Genomic DNA, 24,965 nt, shown 5'->3' with positions numbered 1-24,965 from the left:
TCAGCGGCCTTGCTGACGTTTGGGGCGCGTCGTCGTTGGCGGGCCCGTGCCAAGGGCTTTGCAGGAGCCGTGCCAAGTGCGGGACGGCATGTTTGGCGGTCCTCGGCTCGCCGCGTCGGGATGTCTGCCCCGCCGCACGCGTTGAAAAACGCGGCATTCGTGTGCGTTGCACAAAAAACAGGCTGATGGTGCTGTCTTGCGCAGTTTGAGCCGATCCCGCCGGAGCGAAACGGGCGCCTATCGCTTGGTGGCGGGTCCCTTCGTGGCTGCCTCGAACAGATCCGGCCTGTAGAGCGCTGCCGCCCTCTCGGCCGCATCGCTGCCCGGCGCGACCTGCCCGCAGGCGATCATCTGCGCCACCAGCCAGCGCCCATGGTCCGGGTCCGGCCGATGAGTCGCGGCGCCGAGGCGCAGATAGGCCGGGTTTACCCGCTCGGTTCCGGTCGCATCCACGATGAGCGTGCCGCCGAGGCTGCGGGCGATGAGCGCGGCGTCGGAATCGAGATCCGCGCGCTCGGCGAGCAGGCGGCTCAGGGCGCCGCGGTTGGCAGGATCGGCGCACCAAAGCCCGGCTTGGTGAACGGCCCGGACCAACGGCGCCGTGAACTCGGCCTCCTCCGCGGGTAGCGCCAGCACCTTCTCAGGGCAATCGGGGGCGATCTCGCAGCCGAGTGCCGCGATCCGGCCGAGACCGGCGGTGACGGCGACGCTGTTCCAGGGGGCGCCGACGCAGAAGCCGTCGATGCGCCCGCGCCGGAGCGCATCCACCGTCTCCGGCGGCGGCACCACGACCAGCCGCACCGTTGCGTCGAGGTCGAGCCCGCTCAAGCCGGCGAACAGGCGGAGCTGGTAGGAATGGCTGGAGAAGGGATGCACGGTGCCGATGACCAGCGGACGCCCCTCCCCGGCCCGCTTGCGGGCGACCCGGGCGAAGGCCGCGGCGACATCGCCGAGTTCGTCGCTCTCCGGGGCCATCGCGGCCCAGAGCGCGTTCGAGACGGTGACGGCGTTGCCGTTGAGGCCGAGCGCCATCGGCACGCTCAGGCGGGCCTGCGGCCCCGAGAGCCCGAGCGCGCTGGCGATGGCCAGCGGACCGAGCATGTGCGCGGCGTCGAGATGGCCGAGCGCCAGCCGGTCGCGCAGGGTCGCCCAGGAGGGCTCGCGCGCGAGTTCGATCTCGAGCCCCTCGGCCCGCGCGAACCCGAGCTCCGCCGCCGCGATCACGGGGGCGGCGTCGGTGAGGGGAACGTATCCGAGCCTGATCCTCATCCGAGCAGATCCGCCGCGGTGACGATGGCGCGGGCGATGTCGACGATCTTGCGCTTCTCGTTCATCGCCTGCCGCCGCAGGAGCTTGTAGGCCTCGTCCTCGCTCATGCCCTTGCGCGTCATCAGGATGCCCTTGGCCCGCTCGATCAGCTTGCGGTCGGCGAGTTCCGAGCGGGCCTCGTCGAGTTCGCGCTGGAGCCGGGCGAAGGCGTTGAAGCGCAGGATCGCGATGTCGAGGATCGGCCGGATCCGTTCCGAGCGCAGCCCGTCCACCACATAGGCTGAGATGCCCGCATCGACCGCGGCCTGCATCATGGTCTGGTCCGAGCGGTCCACGAACATCGCCACCGGCCGCTCGGCGTGCCGGGACAGGCCCGACATCTGCTCCAGCATGTCCCGGCTCGGGCTCTCCAGATGGACCACGATCACGTCGGGCTTCAGGCTCGCCACCCGCGCCTGAAGGTCAGGCCCATCCGCAAGCACGACGACGTTGCCGACGCCGGAGGCGCGAAGGCCCTCCTCCAGGATCGCCGCGCGGGCGCGACTCGGATCGATAACGGCGACGGTGAGGCTGGTCTCGGTCATCGAGGGCCGGAGCGGTTCGATCCGTTCGAGGAAGGCATGGGGTTAACGAGGGGCGGTCCGTCTCGAGTAAGGCAAGTGCGGAGGCGCCTGCCGTGTGAGGGGCGGACGCATCGCAGGCAAGCCGTATGCCCGCCCGATCCGCAGCGACGGTTACAAACCGACATAGGCCGGCCCCGCTTCTGCCGCAAACCGGGGCGCACACTCAAGTCGTTCGCGAATCTATGGGGAGGGCCGGTTCATGCGCGTCGTCGATCCGCTGCGGAAGCCGGACGTGTCCGCGACCCCTCGCGCCGTGCTTCCTCCCTTGCTGCCGACCCTCGGCCTTGCCGTGGTCGCTGCCCTGCTGTCGCTCGTCTGCCGCGAGCCGGCCAAGGAGCCGATGATGGCGCCGGTCGAATCGGCGCGGCCCGTTCCGGCCATGGCCGCGGCGCCCGGCTTCACGGCGTTCGATCCGGGCAAGGCCCTGCTCGCCGATGTCGAGGCGGGGCCGGCGAGCGAAGCCTTCGCCCGCCTCGTGCCCCTCGTCGCTGCGAGCGAGGCCGCCGCACCGCCGGCTCGTCCCCCGCGCCTCGCCGCCCGCGCCGAGCGCCGCCGCCCCTCCGCCAGCCGGATGGCGACGACGCAGCCGGCGAGCCCGCCGAAAGCTGCCTCCGAGCCGGTCGTCTCAGCGCCGGCCGCCATGGCCCGCGTCGAGGAAGAGGGTGGTCGCTTCCTGCCGGCCGGCGCCCTCCCCTTCGCTGCCGTCGATGCGGTCTGGGATGCGGCCCGCAGCGCAGGCTCCGGCGCGGCGACCGGTGTCACGACCGGCGTCACGACCCTTGGCAGCTCGGTCGTCAGCCTCGTCGCGGATCTTCGCTGAAGCGGGGCACGCTGCCTCGAAGCGCGCCGTTTTCACAATCGTTGAGTCCCGAAACCTTGCGAAGCGCGGCCTCTGCGCCACTTCGCGCGGGGTAGAGCGACGATCACGTCCACCGCATCGCCGACGCTGCGGTGGTTTCGCGCGTGATGCTCTGCCAGTGCAGCCGAAGTCCGCGCTTCCCCGCGCCGTTCGGCGTGAGGCGACGGAGACCGGGATGGCGGGACGGATCGAGGATTACGCCCTGATCGGCGACGGGCGCACCGCGGCCCTGGTCGGGCGCGACGGCAGCATCGATTGGCTGTGCATGCCGCGCTTCGATGCCTCGGCGCTGTTCGCGAGCCTGCTCGGGACGGAGGAGCACGGCTTCTGGAAGCTCGCCCCGGCGGCGGAGGGCGCGCAGCATTCCTGGCGCTACCGCAGCGGCTCGCTGGTGCTGGAGACCACGCACAAGACCCATGAGGGCGAGGTTCGCGTCACCGATTTCATGCCCGTCGGCGACGGCAGCCACGTCATCCGCCTCGTCGAGGGCGTGCGCGGGCGGATGGCGATGCGCATGGATCTCGCCGTGCGCTTCGATTACGGCTCGGCGGTGCCTTGGGTGTCGCGCAGCGAACTCGGGGATCTCCGCGCCATCTCCGGCCCGCACAAGGTGGTGCTGCGCACCAACGCGCCGATGCGCGGCTCCACCCACCAGACCACGGTCTCGGAGTTCACGGTCTACAAGGGCGACGCGATCCGCTTCGTGCTCAGCTATGGCGCCTCGCACGAGGACGACCCGCCGCCGATCGAACCGCGCCGCTGGCTCGACGACACCAACCGGTTCTGGCGCGAATGGTCGAGCCGCTGCACCGCCGCGCAGACGCCGTGGGACGACATCCTGCGCCGCTCGCTGCTGACGCTGAAGGCGTTGATCTACCGCCCGACCGGCGGGATCGTCGCTGCGCCCACCACCTCCCTGCCGGAGGAACTCGGCGGCGTGCGCAACTGGGACTACCGCTTCTGCTGGCTGCGCGACTCGACCTTCACGCTGCTGGCGCTGATGGATTCGGGCTACATCGAGGAGGCCCGCGCGTGGCGCGACTGGCTGACCCGGGCGGTGGCCGGCAACCCGGAGCAGGCGCACATCCTCTACGGCATCGGCGGCGAGCGGCTGCTGCCGGAGATCGAACTCGACTGGCTGCCCGGCTACGAGGGCTCAAAGCCCGTGCGCGTCGGCAACGCGGCGATCGCGCAGTTCCAGCTCGATGTCTACGGCGAGCTGTTCGATGCCCTGTTCCAGGCCCGCGCCCGCGGCATGGGGCAGAACAAGGAGGGTCTGCGCGTCGGCCAGGCGATCATCACGCACCTCGAGACGGCGTGGCACGAGCCGGACGAGGGCATCTGGGAGGTGCGCGGCGGACGCCGCCACTTCGTCCATTCCAAGGTCATGGCCTGGGTCGCCTTCGACCGGGCGATCCGCAGCGTCGAGATGATCGGCGACGACGATCTGCACATCATCGACGCGCCGGTCGCGCACTGGAAGGCGATCCGCGACGAGATCCACGCCGAGGTCTGCGCGAAGGGGTTCGACCCCGAGCTGAACAGCTTCGTCCAATCCTACGGAAGCAAGGCGCTCGATGCGAGCCTCCTGCTGATCGCGCATATGGGCTTCCTGCCGCAGGACGACCCCCGCGTAGTCGGCACGGTGGCGGCCGTCGAATCGCATCTGATGCGCGATGGCTTCATCCTGCGCTACGAGACGGAAGGGCAGACCACCGACGGCCTGCCCGGCAACGAGGGCGCGTTCCTGCCCTGCAGCTTCTGGTATGCCGACAATCTGATCGGCCTCGGCCGCTGCGACGAGGCCCGCGCGCTGATCGAGCGCCTGATCGGCGTCTGCACCGACCTCGGATTGGTCTCCGAGGAGTACGACGTGCGCGCGAAACGGCTGGTGGGGAACTTCCCTCAGGCGTTCACGCATGTTGCGCTCGTCAACACGATCCTCAATTACAGCCGCGCGACCGGTCCTGCGAAGGAACGGGGCAGCGGCGCGGAGGATTCCGAGTCGAGGGTAGGCGAATCCATTGCGGCGCAGTAGGCGCACTCCGTCAGACGGCGGGCGATGGAAGCGAGAAAGACGGTAACTCTATGAGCGGTGCAGACACGAGCCCGAAGGCGGCCCTGAGCCAGGGCGACAAGCTCGCGATCGACACGATCCGGACGCTCGCGATCGACGCGGTGCAGAAGGCCAATTCCGGACACGCCGGTGCGCCGATGGCGCTGGCGCCCGTCGCCTACACCCTGTGGAACCGGTATCTGCGCTACGATCCGGCCCACCCGCACTGGCCGAACCGCGACCGCTTCGTGCTCTCGGCGGGCCACGCCTCGATGCTGCTCTACGGGCTCCTGCATCTCGCCCGCGTGGCCGAGACCGACGGCGGCAATTCCCCCGCCATCTCGCTGGACGACATCAAGAAGTTCCGGCAGCTCGATAGCCGCACGCCGGGCCACCCGGAATACCACTTCACCACCGGCGTCGAGACCACCACCGGCCCGCTGGGCCAGGGTGTCGCGAATTCCGTCGGCATGGCGATGGGCGGCCGCTTCAAGGGCGAACGCCTGAACCGGCCCGACCTGCCGCTGTTCGACTACAACGTCTACGCCATCTGCTCGGACGGCGACCTGATGGAGGGCGTCTCCCAGGAGGCCGCCTCGATCGCCGGGCACCTGCGCCTGTCGAATCTGTGCTGGATCTACGACAACAACACCATCACCATCGAGGGCCACACCGAACTCGCCTTCTCGGAAGAGGTCGCCGCGCGCTTCCTCGCCTATGGCTGGCAGGTGCTGCGGGTGGCCGATGCCAACGACACCCACGCCATCGCCTCGGCGCTCGAGACCTTCCTGCAATCGAGCGACCGCCCGACGCTGATCATCGTCAACTCGATCATCGGTTACGGCGCGCCGACCAAGCAGAATACCGCCAAGGCCCATTCCGACGCGCTCGGCCCCGACGAGGTGAAGGGCGCCAAGCGCGCCTATGGCTGGCCGGAGGATTCCGAGTTCCTCGTGCCGGACGGCGTCTACGACACCTTTGCCGACGGCATCGGCAAGCGCGGCGCGGCACTCTACGCTCAGTGGCAGGGCTTCTTCGAGGCGGCCAAGGCGGCGGATGCTGAGCATGCCGAGGATCTCTCGGCCCTCCTGGAAGGCCGTCTGCCCGAGGGCTGGGACCGCGACATCCCGGTCTTCGAGGCCGACGCCAAGGGCCTCGCGACCCGCGAATCCTCCGGCAAGGTGCTCAACGCCATTGCCAAGCACGTGCCCTTCCTGCTTGGCGGCTCGGCCGATCTGGCGCCGTCGAACAAGTCGAACCTCACCTTCGAGGGCGCGGGCTCGCTGACCCCGTTCGAGCCGGGTGGGCGCAACATCCATTTCGGCGTGCGCGAGCACGCCATGGGCTCGATCGTGAACGGGCTTGGGCTCGTCGGCCTGCGGGCCTATGGCGCGACCTTCCTCGTCTTCGCCGATTACATGCGCCCGCCGATCCGGCTCGCCTCGCTGATGGAGCTGCCGGTTTTCCATATCTTCACCCACGACTCGATCGGCGTGGGCGAGGACGGGCCGACCCACCAGCCGGTGGAGCAGATCCTCTCGCTGCGCTGCATCCCCGGCCTCGTGACCCTGCGCCCGGCGGACGCCAACGAGGTGGCCGAGGCCTACCGGGTGATCTTCTCGCTGAAAGATCAGCCGGCGGTTCTGGCCCTGTCGCGCCAGCCGCTGCCGACCTTCGACCGTTCGAAGTATGCTCCGGCCTCGGGCACCGCGAAGGGCGCCTACGTGCTCGCCGACTGTGAAGGCACGCCGGACGTGATCCTGATCGGCACGGGCTCCGAGGTGCAGCTCTGCGTCGGCGCCTACGAGACCCTTAAGGGTGAGGGCGTGAAGGCCCGCGTCGTCTCGATGCCGTCCTGGGACCTGTTCGAGCGTCAGGACGAGAGCTACCGCAACAGTGTCCTGCCGCCGGAGGTTCTAGCGCGCGTGGCGGTGGAGCAGGGGAGCGTGATCGGTTGGGACCGTTACGCCGGCTCCTCCGGTTCGATCGTCGGCATGAGCACCTTCGGCGCCTCGGCCCCGATCAAGGATCTGCTCGGCAAGTTCGGCTTCACCGCTGAGAAAGTGATCGAAGCGGCCCGCGCGCAGGTGGCCAAGCACAAGAAGTAGGCTCGGAGATCAACCCTCCCCCGCACCGGGGGAGGGTAAGCTGCGTCGCGCCGCCCTATCTACCGGGCACGGGACGCACGAAAAAGTCACGCGAGGACGCTAGAGATGAACGCGCTGAACGCCCTCTTCGCCGAGCACGAGCAGGCGGTCTGGCTCGATTTCGTGGCCCGCGGCTTCATCGCCAAGGGCGAACTCCAGGCGCTGGTGGAGAAGGACGACCTGCGCGGCGTCACCTCCAACCCGGCGATCTTCGAGAAGGCGATCGGCCACTCGGCCGAGTACGACGACAGCCTCAAGGCCGCGCTCGCCGGGGGTGATGCCCGCGTCATCGATCTCTACGAAGGGCTTGCCATCGCCGACATCCAGGCGGCGGCCGATGTCCTGCGCCGCGTGTACGACACCAGCGATGGCGCCGATGGTTACGTGAGCCTCGAAGTCTCGCCCTACCTCGCGCTGGACACCGAGGAGACCCTGCACGAGGCCCGCCGCCTGCACGCGGCAGTCGGGCGCGACAACCTCATGGTCAAGGTGCCGGCCACCCCCGCCGGCCTGCCGGCAATCCGCCAGCTCACGGCGGAGGGCATCTCGGTCAACATCACGCTGCTGTTCTCGCAGGACGTCTACGAAGCCGTCGCCAACGCCTTCATCGACGGGTTGACCGAGTTCGGTGCCAAGGGCGGCGACGTTTCGAAGGTCGCGTCCGTGGCGAGCTTCTTCATCAGCCGCATCGACAGTCTCGTGGACAAGAAACTGGACGAGGCCGGCGGCTACGAGGATCTGAAGGGCAAGGTGGCGATCGCCAACGCCAAGCTCGCCTACCAGCGCTACAAGCGCATCTTCTCCGGGCCGAAATGGGCGGCGCTGGAGGCCAAGGGCGCAAAGGCGCAGCGCCTGCTCTGGGCTTCCACCGGCACCAAGAACAAAGCCTATTCCGACGTGCTCTATGTCGAGGAGCTGATCGGCAAGAACACCGTCAACACCATGCCGCCCACCACCATGGATGCGTTCCGCGACCACGGCCGAGTGCGCGCGACGCTGGAGGAGAATGTCGGCGAGGCCGAGACCGTGATGGCCCGGCTCGCGCAAGCCGGCATCGATATCGAGGCTGTGGCGCGCCAACTCGTCGAGGAGGGCGTGGGGCTCTTCGTCGATGCCGCCGACGCCCTGCTCGGCGCAGTCGCGGGCAAGCGGGCGGCGCTGCTCGACCACCGGCTCGACGCGCAGACCTTCAAGTTCGACGAGCCGCTCCAGGCGGCCACCGACAAGGCGGTCGAGTCCTGGCGCGCGAGCGGCGCGATCCGCCGGCTCTGGGCGCACGATGCCACGGTCTGGACCGGCCGCGACGAGGACAAGTGGCTCGGCTGGCTGCGCATCGTCGAGGACGAGCTGGAGCGGGTCGATCTCTACGAGAGCTTCGCCGAAGAGGTGCGGGCGGAGGGCTTCACCGACGCGGTGGTGCTCGGCATGGGCGGCTCCAGCCTCGGCCCGGAGGTGATCTCCGCCACCTACGGCCACCGCGAGGGCTTCCCGAAGCTGCGCATCCTCGACTCGACCGACCCGGACGAGGTCCGCTCCGTCGAGGCGGCGGTCAACCTCGAGACGACGCTCTTCATCGTCGCCTCGAAGTCGGGCTCGACACTCGAACCCAATGTGTTCCGCGACTACTTCCTCGGCCGGATGAAGGATGTGGTGGGGGCCGAGAAGGCCGGTCGTCACTTCGTCGCCGTGACCGATCCGGGCTCGGCGATGGAGAGGGCCGCGACGGAGGACGGTTTCCGAAAAATCTTCCTGGGCGTGCCGCAGATCGGCGGGCGCTACTCGGTCCTCTCGGCCTTCGGTCTCGTCCCTGCGGCGGCGGCCGGCGTCGAGATCCGCGAGTTTCTCGATAGCGCCCGGATGATGGTCCGCTCCTGCGGGCCGGCGGTGCCGCCCGCTGCCAATCCCGGCGTGCGCCTCGGCGCGGCGATGGGCGTCGCGGCCAAGGAGTTCGGGCGCGACAAGATCACGATCATCGCCTCGCCCGGCATCGGCACCTTCGGCACCTGGGCGGAGCAGCTCATCGCCGAATCGACCGGCAAGGAAGGCGTCGGCATCATCCCCGTCGAGGGCGAGCCGGTCGGCGTGCCAGCCGTCTACGGCGAGGACCGCCTGTTCGTTTACCTGCGCCTGACGAGCCAGGCCGACGCGCGCCAGGACGAGGCCGTGAAGATCCTGGAGAGCGAGGCGCAGCCGGTGGTGCGCATCGATCTCGATAAGGTCGAACAGCTTCCGCAGGAATTCTTTCGCTTTGAGATCGCGACGGCGGTCGCAGGCGCGGTGCTCGGCATCAACCCGTTCGACCAGCCCGACGTCGAGGCGAGCAAGATCGAGACGAAGAAGCTCTTTTCCGCGGCAGAGGAGACCGGCGCGCTACCCGCCGAGACGCCGATCTTCGAGGACGACACGGTGGCGCTCTACGCCGATGCAGCCAACGCCGAGTCCCTGCGTCAGGCTGAGGGCTTCGAGGCGATCGTGGCCGCGCATCTGGCGCGGGTGAAGCCGTGCGACTATGTCGCCGTGCTGGCCTATGTGGAGCGCAACGAGGCGCATCACGCGGCGTTGCAGGAGGCCCGTCTCACGATGCGGGACGCGCGTCAAATCGCGACCTGTCTCGAATTCGGCCCGCGCTTCCTCCACTCGACGGGACAGGCCTACAAGGGCGGTCCCGCTTCCGGCGTGTTCCTCCAGATCACCGCCGACCCGTCGGCCGACCTGCTGATCCCCGGACGCAAGCTCGGGTTCAAGACGGTGATCGCGGCGCAGGCACGGGGCGATTTCGCCGTGCTGTCCGAGCGCAAGCGCCGGGCGCTCCGCGTTCACCTCAAGGGCGGTGATGTCTCCGGCGGCGTGAAGCGCGTTGCCGCAGCGATCAAGGCAGCCGTTGCCGGATAAGGCTCCCTTCCTTTCCCCGCATGCGGGGAGAGGAAGCGTTATGGCCACCGTCGCGATCTAAATCGAAAAGGAATCAGTGCGTCAGCGGGCCGGGGATCGCGGCTTCCGCCTTTTCCAGGAGCCGCTCCTCGTGGCGCTTCATGAAGAGCCACAGCGCCAATCCGCCGAAGACCACGAAGGCCAGCAGTGCCAGTCCCACGGGGCCGACGATGTGCTCGATCTGGCGACCGCACGCATAGGCGCCGAAGCCCATGATCCCGGCCCAGGCGACACCGCCGAGGCCGTTGAACAACATGAAGCGGCGGGCATCGAGGCGGTTCACACCGGCCAGCACCGCCGCGTAGGCGCGCAGCATCGCCGTGAAGCGGCCGAAGAACACGATCTTCCCGCCGTGCTCGCGGAACAGATACTGTCCGAGTTTCAGGCGGCCGTGGTCGAGTGCGATGAGGTGGCCATAGCGCAGCAGCAGCGGCATGCCCCAGCGGCGTCCGACCCAGTAGCCGACATTGTCGCCGAGGATCGCGGCCGTGGCCGCCGCGGCGACGATGAGGACGACGTTGAGGTTGCCGGTGCTGCCGGCATAGACGGCCGCGGAAATCAGGATGGTCTCGCCCGGCATCGGTACGCCCGCGCTTTCGAGCGCGACGACGACGAAGACGGCGAGGTAGCCGTAATGAGCGATGAGGTCGGCGATCGGAAGTCCCTGAAGGAAGGACATGAAAGAGGGCGTCTCCGCGGATCGTTGCGCGGCGCAGTCTGGCCAGGAACGTGGCTGCAGCAGGGCGGCCCTTCCCGGCCCCTTCAGCCCGTCCGGCCTGCCTCCGCCGAGAGCTCGGCCGTGGCCGGAGCAAGCACGGCGCCCTCCCCGGCGGTGCCGGTCTGATAGAGGACGGCGAAGTCGTCCTCCGGCAACGGCAGCAGCCGTGCAAGACCGTCCGACACGCCGAACAGGACGGGATCCGCCGAAAGGCCGAAACCGGGCGGGAGAAGGCTTGTGCTGTCGATCATGACGGGCTCGGACCGCCGAAGGGCGGGAGTGGCTACAAGCCTTTCGGCGGCGCCCGGTTGCATGGCACGACCGATTGTCGTGACATGCGGCACATCGGCTCTGCGCGGCTCTTCCCGTCCGCGTCCCGTCCTCAGCTCGCCTTGAGGAACTTCTCGACGCTGGCGCCCAGGCCGGCGGAATGCGTCGCAAGATCCTCGGCGATGGCTCGGACCGAATCGACGTGGCTGCCGGTCGCGTCCGCCGCCGAGGACACGCCGACGATGTTGCCGGACATCTCGTGCGTCGAGGCCGCCTGTTCCTCGACCGCGCTCGCCATGGCGAGGGTGAGCCCGGAAAGGTCCGTCACCGCCGCGGTGATCGTGCCGATGGCCTCGACCGCCGCGCCAGTGGCGCTCTGGATCGCGGCGATCTGTCCGGAGATCTCGCCGGTCGCCTTCGCCGTCTGCTCGGCCAGCGCCTTCACCTCGGCGGCGACCACGGCAAAGCCTCGTCCGGCCGCGCCCGCGCGGGCCGCCTCGATGGTGGCGTTGAGGGCGAGCAGGTTGGTCTGATCGGCGATCGAGCGGATCATCGCCACCACCGCATCGACCTTGCGCGCGTTCTCGGCCAACTGGCGCACGGTGGTATCGGTCGTCTCGGCCTGGGCCGCGATCCGCTGGGCGCGCTCGGAGACGCTGCCGACCTGCCCCGAAATCTCCTGGATCGAGGCCGTCATCTGCTCAGAGCCCGCCGCCACAGAGGCCGCGCGCTGCCGGGCATCCTCGGCTGAGCGCGACAGCCCCTTGGCGGCGAACTGCATCTCCTCGACCGCGTTGCCGACCGCCGCAACGACCCGCGAGACGTCCGCTTCCATCTCCACCTGTGCGGTCGCGACGGTCCACGTCACCATCGGACCGAGATAGCGTCCGTCCGGTCCGTTGATCGCGGAGGTCCGCAGATCGAGCGTCTCGGGTCCGACCTTGATCCGGGCCCGATGCGGCAGGCGGCTCGCATCCGCCAGCATGGTCCACGGATGGTGAGGGTCCTTGTAGAACACATCGAAAGATTGTCCCAGCATCTGCGAAACCCCGATCGGCAGATGTTGCTCGATCCCCTGGAGCGTCGTCTGCGAGGTCTTGTTCAGATAATTGATCTTGAAGTCGTCACGCGGATTCACGGTCATGACGGCGATCGGCATACCGTCGATCATCGTCATCAGGCGGTTGGTCTCGTTCTTCTTGGCCGTGATGTCCGTGGCAAATTTCATCACTCGGACCGGTCGTCCTTCCGCGTCGAGAACCGCGTTGTAGGTCGCCTCCAGCCAGACCCGCTGACCGGACTTGTCGAGCCGCGCGAACTCGCCGGCTGCGTAGCGACCGGCGCGCAAATTGTCCCAGAAATCCGAGTATTCGCGACTCGTGCTGTAATCGGGGTCGACGAAGATGCGGTGATGCTGGCCGATGATCTCGTCCAGGGAATAGCCGACCACGGCGAGGAAATTCCGGTTCGCTGTCAGAATCCGGCCGTCCATGGCGAATTCGATCGTGGCGAGCGAACGATCGAGTGCTTCGAGCTTGGCCTGCGCGTCGTTGGGCTTCGGCTTGCGAAACATGAAAGAGCCTCCGTGACGAGAACCCCCTCCCTTCGCGTGGTGGTGAGGAACGATCCAGGTCTTGAAAGAATCGAGGGCCTCGGGTCGACCTACTCGTGCTGTCCGAAGGCTCTGCTCGGCCTGGATACTGGCTCAGATTGTTAAATTTATGATTAAATTATTCAAATAATCTGTAGAATCAGAGATGTTACGCAGAGTTGTATGTATTTGTTGGTATATGTCTTGAGTTTCGAAGATTTTTATCAAATCATGTTAATATACTAATTTGGAAAAGTGCGTTCCCTTCTGTCTCATCGGCGCCTGGGTCGCTGCAGGGGCCGATGAGAAGACCTTCGATGCTCGCGAGGGTCGGATCTCAGCCGCGCTCTGCCAGATCGTCGAGGCGCACCGGGGCGGCATGGGGCCGGCTGCCCAGCATGGCGTCGATCAGCGCCAGAACCTCGGTCCGGCCGACATTGGCGGCAGGCTCGAACGGGGTCCATGTCTGGGTGAAATCGAGGCGCTCGAACACGTCGCGGTACCGGCGCAGCTCGCTCACGGTCAGCGGGACGCCGCGCACGAAGGCCTTGTGGGCCGAAATCGTCAGCGCCTTGCGGAAGTCGTTCGGGTCGAGCTCGAACTTGAGCGCGTCGCCGCAGAAACAGATCTTGCGCTTGCGGTCGAACAGCACAGCGTGGCCGTCGAAATGGCCGGCGGTGCGGTGCAGTTCCAATCCGGGAAGGGGTTCGAGGAAGTCGTCGTAGGGCCAGGAGACCTGAAGCGCCGCGCTCCAGATGAAGTCGGCCGCCGGCAGGCACAGTTCCGGGTCGAAGCGGTCCTGAAGCTGCACCAGTGCCCCGTAGGAATGCGGGTGCGAGGCCGAGAGCACCTGCATCCCGCCCAGCCGCTCGATCTGGTCGAGCGCCGCCTCGCTGAATACGGGGCAGGCTTCAAAACCCATGTTCCCGTTCTCGGTCCGGATCAGGTAGGCGCTCGGGCCGATGCCGGAGACCGGATCGTTCCAGAAGCGCCAGACGCCCGGCTCCAGCTCCTCCCAGTGGCAGGGGAAGGCGTCCTGCGCCTCGCGCGTGGTGCGGAAGCGCCAGCCGTCCTGCGGCACGACGTGGCGGGCGTCGAGGCACATCGGGCAATGCGGCGGCGCCTCGAAGTGGCGCTGCCAGAACCCGCAATTGTCGCAGGTGTAGGCGGGCAGCTTCAGGGCGCCGGCGAAGGGCAGGTAACCGGGCAAGGGCCAATCCTCATGGGTGCCCGCAAGCGGGCCGGAGATCGGACGGTCCGATCCGTCCGCTGCGAGAGCATCGTCTTGGATATCAGATCCAGGACGATGCTCTCGCCGTTTGTTTTGGATCGTCTTTGTTCCGAAAGCCGGTGACCACCCTTCGGGACGAGGCTCGAGCGAAGAGAGGCCGGCTTAGAGCCGCCCCAGCAGACGCAGCGGCCGGCGCAGGGCTCGCGCCGCCAGAGCGGTTCCGAGCAGGGCGGCGCCCGCGACACCGAGCACGAGGGCGTCGCGCTCCCGGCTGGTCCAGAACTCGGAGCGGGTCGTCTTGGCCCGCTCGCCCATGGTGCCGTCGATGCGCGCCGGGCCCGGCGCCGGCGCGTCGAGGTTGCCGCGCCGATCCGGGACCGTCTCGTCCTCCACCATGTCGTCCCAACTCTGGGCCGCCTTGCGGTCGGCGTAGGACGGCAGGAGCGTTTGGGCCACCGCCATCAGCACCGAGGTTCGCCCGACCCAGACCTCACGGGTCGGATGCTCGACGGCTTGGTGGATCGCCTCGGCGCACAGGCGCGGATCGAAGACGGGATCGGGTGCGCGCTGCCCGTGGCCGGTCCGGGTGCGGGTCCAGCCGAATTGCGGTGTGTTGACCGCCGGCAGGTAGACCACGCTGAGCGCGATCGTGCTGTTCTCGTGGATCAGTTCGGCGCGCAACGAGTCGGTAAAGCCATTGATTGCGAACTTCGCCGCGCAATAGGGCGCCTGGAGCGGAGCCGCGCGGATCGCCAGCCCGGAGGAGACCTGCACGATCACGCCGCGGTCGCGCGGCTTCATGTGGCGCAGGGCCGCCAGCGTGCCGTGGACGGTGCCGAGATAGGTCGCCCCGGTGACGCTGCGGTACTCCTCCGGCGTGACCCGGTCGGCCGGGCTGACGATCGTCGTCATGGCATTGTTGATCCAGGCCCGGATCGGCCCGAGTTCCCGCTCGATCCGGTCGGCTGCCGCCTCGACCGCCGCAGCGTCGGCCACGTCGACCGGGATCGCCAGCACGCGCCCGCCCTCACGGGCGAGCAGCGCCTCGGCCCCGGCGAGGCGCTCCGCGCCACGCGCCAGGATCGCCACCGACCAACCCTTTTGCGCGAAAAGCTGGGCCGTGGCGAGGCCGATCCCCGCGCTGCCGCCTGTCACCACGGCGACCCGCGCTGCACCTCGTCGTCCCTGCCCTGCCAAGCTGCGTCCTCCTGCACTCATCCTGCCGGTCAATGCGCGCCGCACGGACGGGGTTGCGGCGCGAGTGACGCTGCGACGATGCGAGCGTTGGATACGAGAAGGCCCGCCGATCCGAAGATGGGCGGGCCTTCACGAGGGTCAGCGGGTGCGCGCGGAGGCTCAGCCGTGGGCCGGGGCTCCGTGCGGCGCGCCATGACCGTCGCCGCCATGCGTGTCCTTGCCATGCGGGTCCTTGCCATGCGGGTCCTTGCCGCGCTTGCGCCCGACCCAGATCACCGCCTTGCGGATCACCACATAGAAGACCGGTGTGAGGAACAGACCGAAGAAGGTCGCGCCGATCATCCCAAAGAACACCGCCGTGCCGAGCGCCTGACGCATCTCGGCGCCGGGGCCCGTGGCAATCACCAGCGGCAGCACACCGAGGATGAAGGCGAAGGCCGTCATCAGGATCGGGCGCAGACGCAGGCGGCAGGCCTGGACCGCGGCATCCACCGGGCCCTTGCGCTCGCTGTTCTCGATGTCGTGGGCGAATTCCACGATCAGGATCGCGTTCTTGGCGGCCAGACCGATGAGCACGATCAGCCCGATCTGGGTCAGGATGTTGTTGTCCTGCCCTCGCAACTGCACCCCGAACAGGGCGGCGAGCACGCCGGTCGGCACCACCAGCAGGATCGCCAGCGGCAGCGCCCAGGATTCGTACTGAGCCGCGAGCACGAGGAAGACGAGCAGCACGCCGAGCGCGAAGACGTAGATCGCGGTGTTGCCCGCCGCCTTCTGCTGGTAGGCGATCTCGGTCCAGTCGTAGGAATAACCCTCGGGCAGGGCCCGCTTGGCGATCTCCTCCATGGTGTCGAGCGCCTGACCGGTCGAGACGCCGGGCTGCGCCACGCCTTGCAGCGGCACCGAGTAGAACAGGTTGAACCGCTGGACGATCTGCGGGCCGGTGATCTCCCGGATCGTGGCGAGCGTGCCCATCGGCACCAGGGCGCCGGTGGAGGAGCGGACCTTCAGTTGCTCGATGTCGCGCTGAGACATGCGGAAGGGCGCGTCGCCCTGCACGCGCACCTGATAGATGCGCCCCAGCGTGTTGAAGTCGTTGACGTAGGCGCCGCCGAGCGCGGCCTGCACGGTCGAGAAGACGTTGGGCAGCGGCACGTTGAGCATGCGCGCGATGGTGCGGTCGATGTCGAGGTAGAGTTGCGGCGTGTCGTTGCCGAAGGTCGTGAAGACCCGCGTCACGTCCTTGCTCTGGTTGGCCTGCCCCATCACCTCGCCGGCCGCCGCGAGCAGCGGGCCGGTCGCCGAGGATTGGCGGCTCTCGATCTGCATTTTGAAGCCGCCGCCCTGGCCGAGGCCGCGCACCGGCGGCGGCGGGATGACGATGACCCGCGCCTCCTGGATGCCCGCGGTCGCCTTCATCACGTCGCCGGTGATCACCGCCGCGCTGCGGCCCTGCGCGGCCCGCACCTTGGCGCCCTTGAGGGTGAGGAACATCACCGCCGCGTTGGTGGTGTTGGTGAAGGTGGCGCCGTCGAAGCCCGCGATGATGACGGTATTGGTGATGCCGTCGATCTTCCGGGCGATGGCGGCGGCCTTGTTCACGACCTCCGTGGTGCGGTCGAGCGAGGCGCCCGAGGGCAACTGCACGACGCCGATGAGGTAGCCCTGGTCCTGGTCCGGGATGAAGCCCGTGGGCGTCGTCCGGGCGAGGTGTAGGGTGCCGGCGATCACGCCCGCATAGAGGATCAGCATCGCGATCAGGCCGATCGCCGTACCGGTCAGGAAGCGGATGGAGTGGCCGTAGGCGTTCGAGAGCCAGTCGAAGGCGCGGTTGAACAGATGCGCCAGCCAGTTGACGAAGCGCGTGAGGAAGAACTTCGGCGGCTTGTGCTCGTGGTGCGGCTTCAGGAGGATCTTGCAGAGCGCCGGTGACAGCGTCAGCGAGTTGAAGGCCGAGATGATGGTCGAGGCCGCGATGGTGAGCGCGAACTGCTTGTAGAACTGGCCCGAGATACCGGGGATGAAGGCGGTCGGGATGAACACCGCCGAGAGCACCAGGGCGATGGCGATGACCGCGCCGCCCACCTCGTCCATGGTCTTGTGGGCGGCCTCGCCGGGCGAGAGCCCCTCGGCCATGTTGCGCTCGACGTTCTCCACCACGACGATTGCGTCGTCGACGACGATGCCGATGGCGAGAACGAGCCCGAACAGGGTGAGGTTGTTGAGCGAGAAGCCGAGCGCGGCCATGACCGCGAAGGTGCCGACCAGCGACACGGGAATCGCGATTACCGGGATCAGCGCCGTGCGCCAGCTCTGGAGGAAGACCAGCACCACGATGACGACGAGGAGCACCGCCTCGAACAGGGTCTTGTAGACCTCGTGGATCGATTCCTCGATGAACTCCGTCGGGTTGTAGGCGATGCGGTACTCGACGTCCGGCGGGAACCGCTTCTTCAACTCCTCCATCGTCGCCTTGACCGATTCCGCGGCCTCGAGCGCGTTGGTGCCCGGCCGCTGGAAGGCGCCGATGCCGATCGCGGGCGTGTCGTTGAGGAAGGAGTTCGTCGTGTAGTCCTTCTGGCCCATCTCGACGCGGGCGATGTCGCGCACGCGCACGAGGCGCCCCTCGCTCGCCTTGACGATGACGTCGGCGAACTCCTCCGGCGACTGGAAGCGCCCCTGCGACTGCACCACGAGCTGGAAGGCGGCGCCCGGCGCGGCGGGCGGCCCGTTGAGCTGGCCGGCGGCGACCTGGACGTTCTGCTCCTGGAGCGCGGAGGTGATGTCGGTGGTGGTCAGGCCGTAGGCGGCCATCTTCTGCGGGTCGATCCAGACCCGCTCGGCGTACTCGTTGCCGCCGAAGACCGTGATGTCGCCGACGCCGTTGAGGCGCAGCATCTCGTCGCGGATGTTGAGGTAGATGTAGTTGGCCAGATAGTTCTGGTCGTAGGTCCGCTTCGGCGAAAGCAGGTGCACGACCAGCATCAGGTCGGGCGAGGCCTTGCGGACGGTGACGCCGAGGTTGCGCACGTCCGGCGGCAGGCGCGGCTGCGCCACCGAGATGCGGTTCTGGACCAGAACGTTCGCGATATCGAGGTTGGTGCCGACCTTGAAGGTCACGGTGAGCTGCATGGCGCCGTCGTTGGTCGACAACGACGTCATGTAGAGCATGTTGTCGACGCCGTTGATCTCCTGCTCCAGCGGCGTGGCGATCGTGGCCGCCACCGTCTCGGCGTTGGCGCCGGGGAAGGAGGCGCGCACCGTCACCGTCGGCGGGACGATCTCGGGATACTGCGCCACCGGCAGAGACAGGTAGGCGACGTAGCCGACGAGCAGGAAGACGATCGACGTCACCGAGGCGAAGATCGGCCGGTCGACGAAGAAATGGGCGAAACGCATCGTTCAAACCTCTCGCCGCCGGGATGCGCGCGCTCGCGCCACCCCTCGCAGCTTGCCGGTTGCGTTCAGGCCGGCGCCCCGATTGGTCCGGAGCGCCGGTGTTCGATTGTCAAGGTCCGCTCCGCGCCCACCCCCGCGGCTGGAGCGGCATCACTTCTTGGTCGGTGGCAGCTCGACCGTCTCGGCTTTCACCTGGGCGCCCGGGCGAACCTTGGCGACGCCGTTGATGACCACGAGTTCGTCACCCTTCACGCCCTCGTTGATCACACGGTAGCCATCGACGATCGGCCCGAGCTTCACGGTCTTGGCCGCCACCTTGTCGCCTTCGAGCACGTAGACGATGCGCTTGTCCTGGTTGGCCGAGACCGCCTCGTCGGGCAGCAGGACGCCCTGGTAGGGCTTGGTCGCCGGCATCGAGACGATGCCGAACAGGCCCGGCTTGATGAAGTTGTCCGGGTTCTCGACGGTGGCGCGCAGGAGCATCGTGCCGGTCTGGTTGTCGACGCGGTTGTCGACGAAGTCGAGCGTGCCCTTGCGGGTCGGCTTCGTCTCGCCGGACAGGGCGATCAGAACCGGAGCCCCCTTACCGCGCTGCATCTGGCCCATGCCGATGCCGAGCGTGCCCTGATATTTCAGGAACGACCGCTCATCGACGTTGAAGCCGAAATAGACCGGATCGAGCGAGACGATCCGGGACAGGATCGTCTGGTCGGTGCTGACGATGTTGCCCTCGGTGACGAGACGCTGGCTGATCCGCCCGTTGATCGGCGATTTCACTTCCGTGAAGTCATAGTTGAGCTGGGCGTTGCGAAGCGCCGCTTCCGCGCTGTCCACGTCGGCCTGGGCGGTCTGCGAGGCCTGGCGGCGCTGGTCGGTGACCTGCTCGGAGATGTTGCCGCCGCGCGACAGCACCTGGGCACGCTCCAGATCCGTTTGGGTGAAGGAGAGCCGCGCCTTGGCCGAGGTGAGCGCGGCCTGGGCCTGCTCCAGCGCCGCCTTGTAGGGGCGGCGGTCGATGATGAAGAGCACTTCGCCCTTCTTCACGTTCGCGCCGTCCTGGAACATGATCTTGTCGAGGTAGCCGGTCACGCGGGCGCGGACCTCGACGAACTCGATCGGGTCGAACCGGCCGGTATACTGGTCCTGCTCGACGATCTCTCGCACCACCGGCTTGGCGACGGTCACGCCGGGCGGCGGCGCGCCCGGCATCTGCGCGCGGGCCGGCCCGGCACCCAGCAGCGCGGAAGCGATCAGCGGTGCGGTGAGAAGAAGAGGCCTGAGGCTACGCATCATTCGGTTCCCTGCATGGCGCGGCCTAGTCCCCGCAACCTCGAGTGGGGCGTGCGCTCCCGCACATGACTGTCCGTCGTGAAAGGAACTGGTCAACTATCTGCAACGCAGGCGTGTTGAAACTACGATTCAACCGGTTCTCCGGCGGCGTACCAGTCCTTGAAGGCACCTGCGTAATGCTCGCTCACGTCGAGGCCGAACTGCTGCGCCGCGGCGATCGCGTGAACCGAGCGCACGCCCGAGGCGCAGGAGAAGACCGGACGGCGCCCGTCCGCCGCAATCAACGCCTTCAGCGCCTCGGGATCGAACCCCGAGAGCGGGTGCGAGACGGAACCGGGGATGCGCCCGCGGGCGAATTCATGGTCCTCGCGCACATCGATGAGCAGCAGCGAGCCGTCAGCCAAGCCCTGCTTGACCGTCTCGCGGTCGAGGTCGACCACCTTCATCGCAACCGAACTTTCCAGAGGGAGGGAGCCGCCGCGGAAGAGGCGGGTCACAAGGGGGTGGGTCACAGGGAGCGCGGAATTCTTAAGTCCTCTCGCCCGTGCGGCGCAACAGCGGCGGGCAGGCCGGCGAGTGCGGCATCGACCCGCTCGAAATGCGCGGTCCAGCTCGGCGGTTCGTAAGCGGCGAGCCGCCCCGCCATCTCCGTCCGCAGCCGAGAGCCCGGCTCGCTCAGGGCACACACGGCCTCCCTCCAGCCCGGACCGTCGAGAGGGTCGAGGAAATGGGCGAAGCCGCCGCCGATCTCCCGGTGGACAGGGATGTCGGAGGCCACGACAGGAAGGCCGCTGGCGGCGGCCTCGACCACCGGCAGGCCGTAGCCTTCGATGAAGGACGGCATCAGCAGGGCGGTGGCGCCGCGCATCAACCGCGCGAGACCGTGGGTGGACAGGCCGACCACCTCGCTCACATGGGGGCGGAGGGCCTCGCAGCGGTCGAGCATGTCGGCGACATTCTCGATCTCCCAGCCGCGCCGGCCGATCAGGACCAGCCGCGGAGTTGCCGCACCGATGCGCTCGGCAAGATCGCGCCAGAGATTGAGCAGCAGCAGGTGGTTCTTGCGCGGCTCGATGGTGCCGCAGACGAGGAAGGTCGGCCGCGCGAGCCCCGGCAGTCCCGCCTCGCCCGCTCTGCTCGAGAAGACGGGCTCGACGCCGAGGGGCACAACGGTCACCGGCTTCGGGCCCAAGCCCCTTCGCTGCGCATAGTCCGTGAAGCGGGCGCCGACATCGCCCGAATTGACGAGCACGTGCGCGGCGTGGCGCGCCACCGTCTCCATTCGCAGGGCGTGACGCGCGGCCTCGCCCGGCCGGCCGTATTCGGGGTGGGAGATCGGGATCAGGTCGTGAACGAAGAAGACCGGCCGCACGTCGCGCCGGGTGTAGAGCCAGTCGAAGCGTTCGGGCCGGTCGAGCCGCAGGTGCGAGGTGTGAAGATAGATCGTTCCCTTGGGAAGGCGCTCGATGCCGCCCGAGCGCAGAACCCGCAAGCCGGTTTCGGCCTGAAGGCGGCGGCGATCGAGCCCGCCCTCCCCCCGGCGTCTCGCTGCCGTCGGCGACGGGCGGCCATCGCCCGAAAGCGAGGCCGCAAGCGTCTGAAACACCGGATCGGCTTCGGCGGTCACATCCTCGACCCAGCCCGCGGCGACCGCATCGACGATGCCGCGCGCGGTCTCGCGGTCGAGGACGCGCGGGCCGAACGCCGTCGAGACGAGCCCGAAGCGGGTGCCCTCCGTGCCCTGCGACAGGATATGCCGGGCATAGGCGAGATCGACCCGGTCGATGCCGGTGGGGCTGGCATGACGGAGCCGGGTGATGAGACGGGTCAGGTCTATGGCGAGGCAGGCTTGCATGACCCGCTGCATAGAACGGATTCCGTGATCCTGGCGACCGTCCCCGGGGCATCGCCACGGGTCTTTGGCCGCAGGTCTTTCCCTGCGGGCCTAATGCTGGTGCCGATCCGCGTCGCCGCTGCGGCTCGCGATCTCCCGGCCGATTTCGAGCAGGAGGACATCGACGAGCTGGCGCAGACGAGGCCTGCCGCTGGCATCGATCGCACGGCGTGCCGCGATGACGAGTTCGGCGGCCTCGTCGATGGCATCGGCCTCGGCCGCGCATTCCAACTCCCGCAGGGTCCGCGCCGGCACGCCGGGATCGGCGGTATCGATCAGCGTCCCCTCGCCGCGCAGGGGGTGCTGCTGCGCGTCCCGGTAAATCCGCCCGCGGCACAGAAGCCGCCGCTCGGGTCCGGACAGGGACGGAACCCAGAGATCGACCGCGACGTCGTCCTCCTGACCGGCGGCGTGGCGGACGTCGCCGAGGAAGCGAGCCGCCGCCGACGCATCGAGGCCGGCGGTCGCCCGCTCGCTGCGCAGCGGGTGCCCGGCGAGGCCGGCATCCCCCGCCATCAGCTCGGCGGCACCCTCGTCCAGGATGAAGCATCCCGTCTCTGGGTCCCACTCCCAGGTTCCGACGGTTCCGGGCGTCGCCAGGGTTCCTGTGAGCCCCGGAGCGGTTGCGCACCGGGTGTCACTGCGTCTGCGTTTCAAGGTTCTACTCCCCGCGCACAATGCGTCAGGCTTGCTGATTTCTACGTCCCGCCATGGCGGCCGGATCGCGGTGGCGATGACCGGCGGCGGATGCGGCGCACCCGTCGCCGCGTCCGTCAGGAGGCGAGCCGTGCGATGCTGGCGCGCGGCGGAGCCAGCACCGAGCGGATGTCGCCGCGCTTGTTCTGAAGCCGACGCAGCGAGCGGCCGTCGAAGGCCGCCTCGACCGCGACGATCTCCTCACCCTCGATCTCGTGGGGTAAGCCGAGGGGCATCGCGCGCAGATGCAGCTGCAGGAGGCGCAAGATCCAGCTCGTCGGCATTTCGGAGATGAAGCTGGTGATCCCCCGCGGCAGCCCCCACTCGACGATGGCCGTCATCAGGGCCAGGGCCGTCGGGTTGAGCCGCCTGCCCGAGGTCCGCGCGCATTCTGCAACGCAGATGCGGCCCCATTCGACGATATGCGTCCCCGACGGGGCCGCCCCTTCGCAAAGCTGCGGCAACACCATCGGCAGCAGGTAGGGCCGGGTCGTTGGCAACAGGCGCGAGTAGCCGACGACGGAATCGGCTTCGTCGAGGGCGAGGAGGTGAGTGGCGTGCTCGTCGTCGAATTCGTCGATCTCGCGCCGGTCCGGGCGGGCGAGGTTGGACCAGCCCAGTTCTTCGACGAAGACACGGTGTCTCAGGCGGAAGGCCTGATCGAGTGCACCGGCATAGTCCTGCATGTTCTCAGCGGTCACGACATGGATCATCGGAACACCTCTTCAGAAACTTGAAGGGGTCGTCCCAAATTCGGTCGTGCCGCGGCACTACGAGAACCCGTAGGTTTTCGTTCGATCAGCCTTTTGCCGTTCGAGAATTGAGCCCGTCCGCGAGCGCTTGTTCTTGCACCCTAGCGAATCGCGCTGCCAATATCTCTATCTTGGATTGAATGTCCAAAACAATACAGAACTTGCCGGCAGGCGGCGGCAATACGGCTCGCATCCATCGCCGTCGTGATCGGTGACGCGTGATCCTCCACCGCATCCGGGCCCTAGCGGATATCGGCACCCTGTGCGGCGATCCGGATATCGCATCAGGCTCGATGCGCCGGATATTCAATCTTGCATTGTCTTTTCCAAAGTCACGCCGCACTCGGCCCTTTGGTCGCGCCGCGGCTCAACCTTTCGAGGGGGGCTCTCGACCTGAGGCCGGCGGTCGGTGGCGACGCGGTCCGGTCCGCTCAGACGATCAGGCCGCGCCTGAACCCTTCGGCCACCGCTTGCGTACGGGAGACGCAGCCGAGTTTCACCCGGGCGGAGCGCAGGTGGAAATCGACGCCGTGCCGCGAGATGCCCATCAGCTCGCCGATCTCCCAATCGGTCTTGCCCTCGGCGACCCACTGCAGGCTCTCGCGTTCGCGCGGGGTCAGGCCCATCCGGCGCTCGTTGGGGCCGTTGTCGATGAGCAGCGTCTGCCCGACCACGTAGGAGGCGAGCAGGGTGAGCATCCCGCGCTGTCCCGGGCTGATGTCGAGTTGCCGGCCGGCAAAGGTCAGGCCGCCGCGCTCCTCTTCAAGGGTGGCGAGCGGTACGGTGAAGCCGTCGCCGAGGCCGAACTCGCCGGCCTCGTTCATCACCTGCCGCGAGCGGGGGTCGAGTTCTCCCACCGGTTCGATTTCCGACCAGCGGAAGCCGGTCGTGCTGGACAGGGTCGCCTGCACGATCGGGTCCGTGTACATGTAGCCTTTCGAGAAGTAGAGCCGGTTCCACTCGTCGGATGTATTCTCTAAAATGATGTAATTCTTCTGTGTTCGCGCAGGCAGGCGTTTCAGCGGAATCATGGCCGAGATGACGTAGTCGATGCCCAGCGCGTTGAGCCGCGGCATGATCGCTCGCAGAATATCCTCACGCGAATGCGCTCGATCGAGCGACTTTAAAATTTCCAACGTCAGGTCAAGTGATTTTCTAGACATGGCCCGGCAAAATCATCGTACTCCCATTACGATAAGTCGTTGCTACGCTTTTGAGAAGGGCGCTGGTAAATTTCGTTGAAGTTGCCTCGCTGTTGCCTGCGCGGAGTCAACGAAACCAATGGCTGGCGCGTCACCCTGCCTGCCGTCCTGCGCGACGCCGTACGGCCCAGCAATGCGCTGAACTGAATTTCGAGGGTCCGCATGCGCTCGTGCATCGGTTTCATCGAGCAAGTGCGAGACCGCGCTTCGCGGCACCAGCGCCGCGGAAGGGCTTGCGCTGTCCGTAGCGGCCAGCTATGAGCCGCGGGCCGTAAGGGCGTCGGAGTGTAGCGCAGCCCGGTAGCGCACCTGTCTGGGGGACAGGGGGTCGTCGGTTCAAGTCCGGCCACTCCGACCATTACTTACCGACGACTTAGGGCTGACTCAGACTTTCGCCCCTCCGCCGTTTTGCAGAGCGTTTTGCAAGCTCCTGTTCCGGCGGTGTTCGTCGAGCTTCGCGATCGCCGACTCGGCCAGCGTCTGAGTTAGAGCGAGATAGCGGTCCAAAATCTTCTGGGCGTGCGCCTGCGAGCGGCCTGTAATGGTCGCGATTTCCGGCACCGTGCAGCCAGCCTCAGCCAGCATCGTCACGGCTGTTCCGCGCAGGTCGTGGAAGTGAAGATCGTCGGCGATCTTTGCCGCTGCGAACGCCTCGCTCCACAACTCATGGAAGTGCCGCTTGCGCCAAGCCGTGCCGCGGGGCGCAACGAGGATCGTGGTGGCACGCCGCGGTGCCGCATCGAGCGCTGCCTTCAGGGCGCGGGTCGCGGGCACGTAGACGAGACGGCGGCTCTTGCTCTGGCTGCGGACCGTCACCGCCGTGCCGTCCTGACCTGACCG

General features: G+C 67.8%; 19 protein-coding genes and 1 tRNA gene. 5 read left to right on the top strand and 15 right to left on the bottom strand.

All coding sequences use genetic code 11. The features are described from left to right. Positions 1-237: 237 nt before the first annotated feature. Positions 238-1,269 carry a CmpA/NrtA family ABC transporter substrate-binding protein gene (locus J2W78_RS06320; protein ID WP_253368995.1) on the bottom strand — a complete coding sequence of 344 codons (1,032 nt, stop codon included), beginning with the start codon at positions 1,267-1,269 and terminating at the stop codon, positions 238-240. Next, positions 1,266-1,853: an ANTAR domain-containing response regulator gene (locus J2W78_RS06315; protein WP_253368993.1), complete on the bottom strand. Its 588-nt coding sequence runs from the start codon at positions 1,851-1,853 to the stop codon at positions 1,266-1,268. Before J2W78_RS06315 ends, J2W78_RS06320 begins: the two co-directional genes overlap by 4 nt. A 238-nt stretch (positions 1,854-2,091) precedes the next feature. Between J2W78_RS06315 and J2W78_RS06310 the strand changes: the two genes are divergently transcribed. The 4 genes from J2W78_RS06310 (at position 2,092) to J2W78_RS06295 (ending at position 9,846) form a co-directional block, all read left to right on the top strand. Beyond that, positions 2,092-2,712 (top strand): hypothetical protein, encoded by a 621-nt coding sequence (locus J2W78_RS06310; RefSeq protein ID WP_253368991.1) that lies wholly within the window; start codon positions 2,092-2,094, stop codon positions 2,710-2,712. A gap of 214 nt (positions 2,713-2,926) precedes the next feature. After that, the gene (locus J2W78_RS06305) at positions 2,927-4,789 is read left to right on the top strand and encodes a glycoside hydrolase family 15 protein (protein ID WP_253368989.1); all 1,863 of its coding nucleotides are present in this window, start codon (positions 2,927-2,929) and stop codon (positions 4,787-4,789) included. Between the two features lie 50 nt (positions 4,790-4,839). Then, the gene (tkt, locus tag J2W78_RS06300; protein WP_253368987.1) at positions 4,840-6,915 is read left to right on the top strand and encodes a transketolase; all 2,076 of its coding nucleotides are present in this window, start codon (positions 4,840-4,842) and stop codon (positions 6,913-6,915) included. A gap of 105 nt (positions 6,916-7,020) precedes the next feature. Then, positions 7,021-9,846: a bifunctional transaldolase/phosoglucose isomerase gene (locus J2W78_RS06295; RefSeq protein ID WP_253368985.1), complete on the top strand. Its 2,826-nt coding sequence runs from the start codon at positions 7,021-7,023 to the stop codon at positions 9,844-9,846. Positions 9,847-9,919: 73 nt separating this feature from the next. Here J2W78_RS06295 and J2W78_RS06290 read toward each other — a convergent pair whose 3' ends face one another. From J2W78_RS06290 to J2W78_RS06235, 12 genes are all read right to left on the bottom strand, one after another. Next, positions 9,920-10,564 carry a DedA family protein gene (locus J2W78_RS06290; protein ID WP_253368983.1) on the bottom strand — a complete coding sequence of 215 codons (645 nt, stop codon included), beginning with the start codon at positions 10,562-10,564 and terminating at the stop codon, positions 9,920-9,922. 83 nt (positions 10,565-10,647) lie between these two features. After that, on the bottom strand, positions 10,648-10,854 hold the full coding sequence (locus J2W78_RS06285) for a hypothetical protein (RefSeq protein ID WP_253368981.1): 207 nt from the start codon (positions 10,852-10,854) through the stop codon (positions 10,648-10,650). Positions 10,855-10,985: 131 nt separating this feature from the next. Continuing rightward, entirely contained in the window at positions 10,986-12,446 is a 1,461-nt protein-coding gene (locus J2W78_RS06280) for a methyl-accepting chemotaxis protein (RefSeq protein ID WP_253368979.1), read from the bottom strand. Positions 12,447-12,801: 355 nt separating this feature from the next. Then, complete coding sequence (locus J2W78_RS06275) at positions 12,802-13,674, bottom strand: MBL fold metallo-hydrolase (protein WP_253368977.1); 873 nt, start codon at positions 13,672-13,674, stop codon at positions 12,802-12,804. A gap of 183 nt (positions 13,675-13,857) precedes the next feature. Next, complete coding sequence (locus J2W78_RS06270; RefSeq protein WP_253368975.1) at positions 13,858-14,892, bottom strand: SDR family oxidoreductase; 1,035 nt, start codon at positions 14,890-14,892, stop codon at positions 13,858-13,860. Between the two features lie 159 nt (positions 14,893-15,051). Next, positions 15,052-18,291 carry an efflux RND transporter permease subunit gene (locus J2W78_RS06265; RefSeq protein WP_253368973.1) on the bottom strand — a complete coding sequence of 1,080 codons (3,240 nt, stop codon included), beginning with the start codon at positions 18,289-18,291 and terminating at the stop codon, positions 15,052-15,054. A gap of 150 nt (positions 18,292-18,441) precedes the next feature. Next, complete coding sequence (locus J2W78_RS06260) at positions 18,442-19,584, bottom strand: efflux RND transporter periplasmic adaptor subunit (RefSeq protein WP_253368971.1); 1,143 nt, start codon at positions 19,582-19,584, stop codon at positions 18,442-18,444. A 119-nt stretch (positions 19,585-19,703) separates the two neighbouring features. Further along, on the bottom strand, positions 19,704-20,027 hold the full coding sequence (locus tag J2W78_RS06255; protein WP_253368969.1) for a rhodanese-like domain-containing protein: 324 nt from the start codon (positions 20,025-20,027) through the stop codon (positions 19,704-19,706). A 62-nt stretch (positions 20,028-20,089) separates the two neighbouring features. Then, complete coding sequence (locus J2W78_RS06250) at positions 20,090-21,448, bottom strand: glycosyltransferase family 4 protein (protein WP_253368967.1); 1,359 nt, start codon at positions 21,446-21,448, stop codon at positions 20,090-20,092. Between the two features lie 78 nt (positions 21,449-21,526). Then, entirely contained in the window at positions 21,527-21,991 is a 465-nt protein-coding gene (locus J2W78_RS06245) for a hypothetical protein (RefSeq protein WP_253368965.1), read from the bottom strand. 257 nt (positions 21,992-22,248) lie between these two features. Then, positions 22,249-22,884 (bottom strand): acyl-homoserine-lactone synthase, encoded by a 636-nt coding sequence (locus J2W78_RS06240; RefSeq protein WP_253368963.1) that lies wholly within the window; start codon positions 22,882-22,884, stop codon positions 22,249-22,251. Between the two features lie 470 nt (positions 22,885-23,354). Further along, positions 23,355-24,086: an autoinducer binding domain-containing protein gene (locus J2W78_RS06235; RefSeq protein WP_301288539.1), complete on the bottom strand. Its 732-nt coding sequence runs from the start codon at positions 24,084-24,086 to the stop codon at positions 23,355-23,357. A gap of 320 nt (positions 24,087-24,406) precedes the next feature. Here J2W78_RS06235 and J2W78_RS06230 point away from each other — a divergent pair. Next, positions 24,407-24,483, top strand: a tRNA-Pro gene (locus J2W78_RS06230). A 26-nt stretch (positions 24,484-24,509) separates the two neighbouring features. On the opposite strand, the gene J2W78_RS06225 is transcribed toward J2W78_RS06230, so the two are convergent. Next, on the bottom strand, positions 24,510-24,941 hold the full coding sequence (locus tag J2W78_RS06225) for a tyrosine-type recombinase/integrase (RefSeq protein ID WP_253368959.1): 432 nt from the start codon (positions 24,939-24,941) through the stop codon (positions 24,510-24,512). Positions 24,942-24,965: the final 24 nt, after the last annotated feature.

This window comes from Methylorubrum extorquens, assembly GCF_024169925.1.
GTDB lineage: Bacteria > Pseudomonadota > Alphaproteobacteria > Rhizobiales > Beijerinckiaceae > Methylobacterium > Methylobacterium extorquens_A.
Note: the sequence above shows the minus strand (reverse complement) of the source record. Positions and strands in the feature narration are given on the sequence as shown.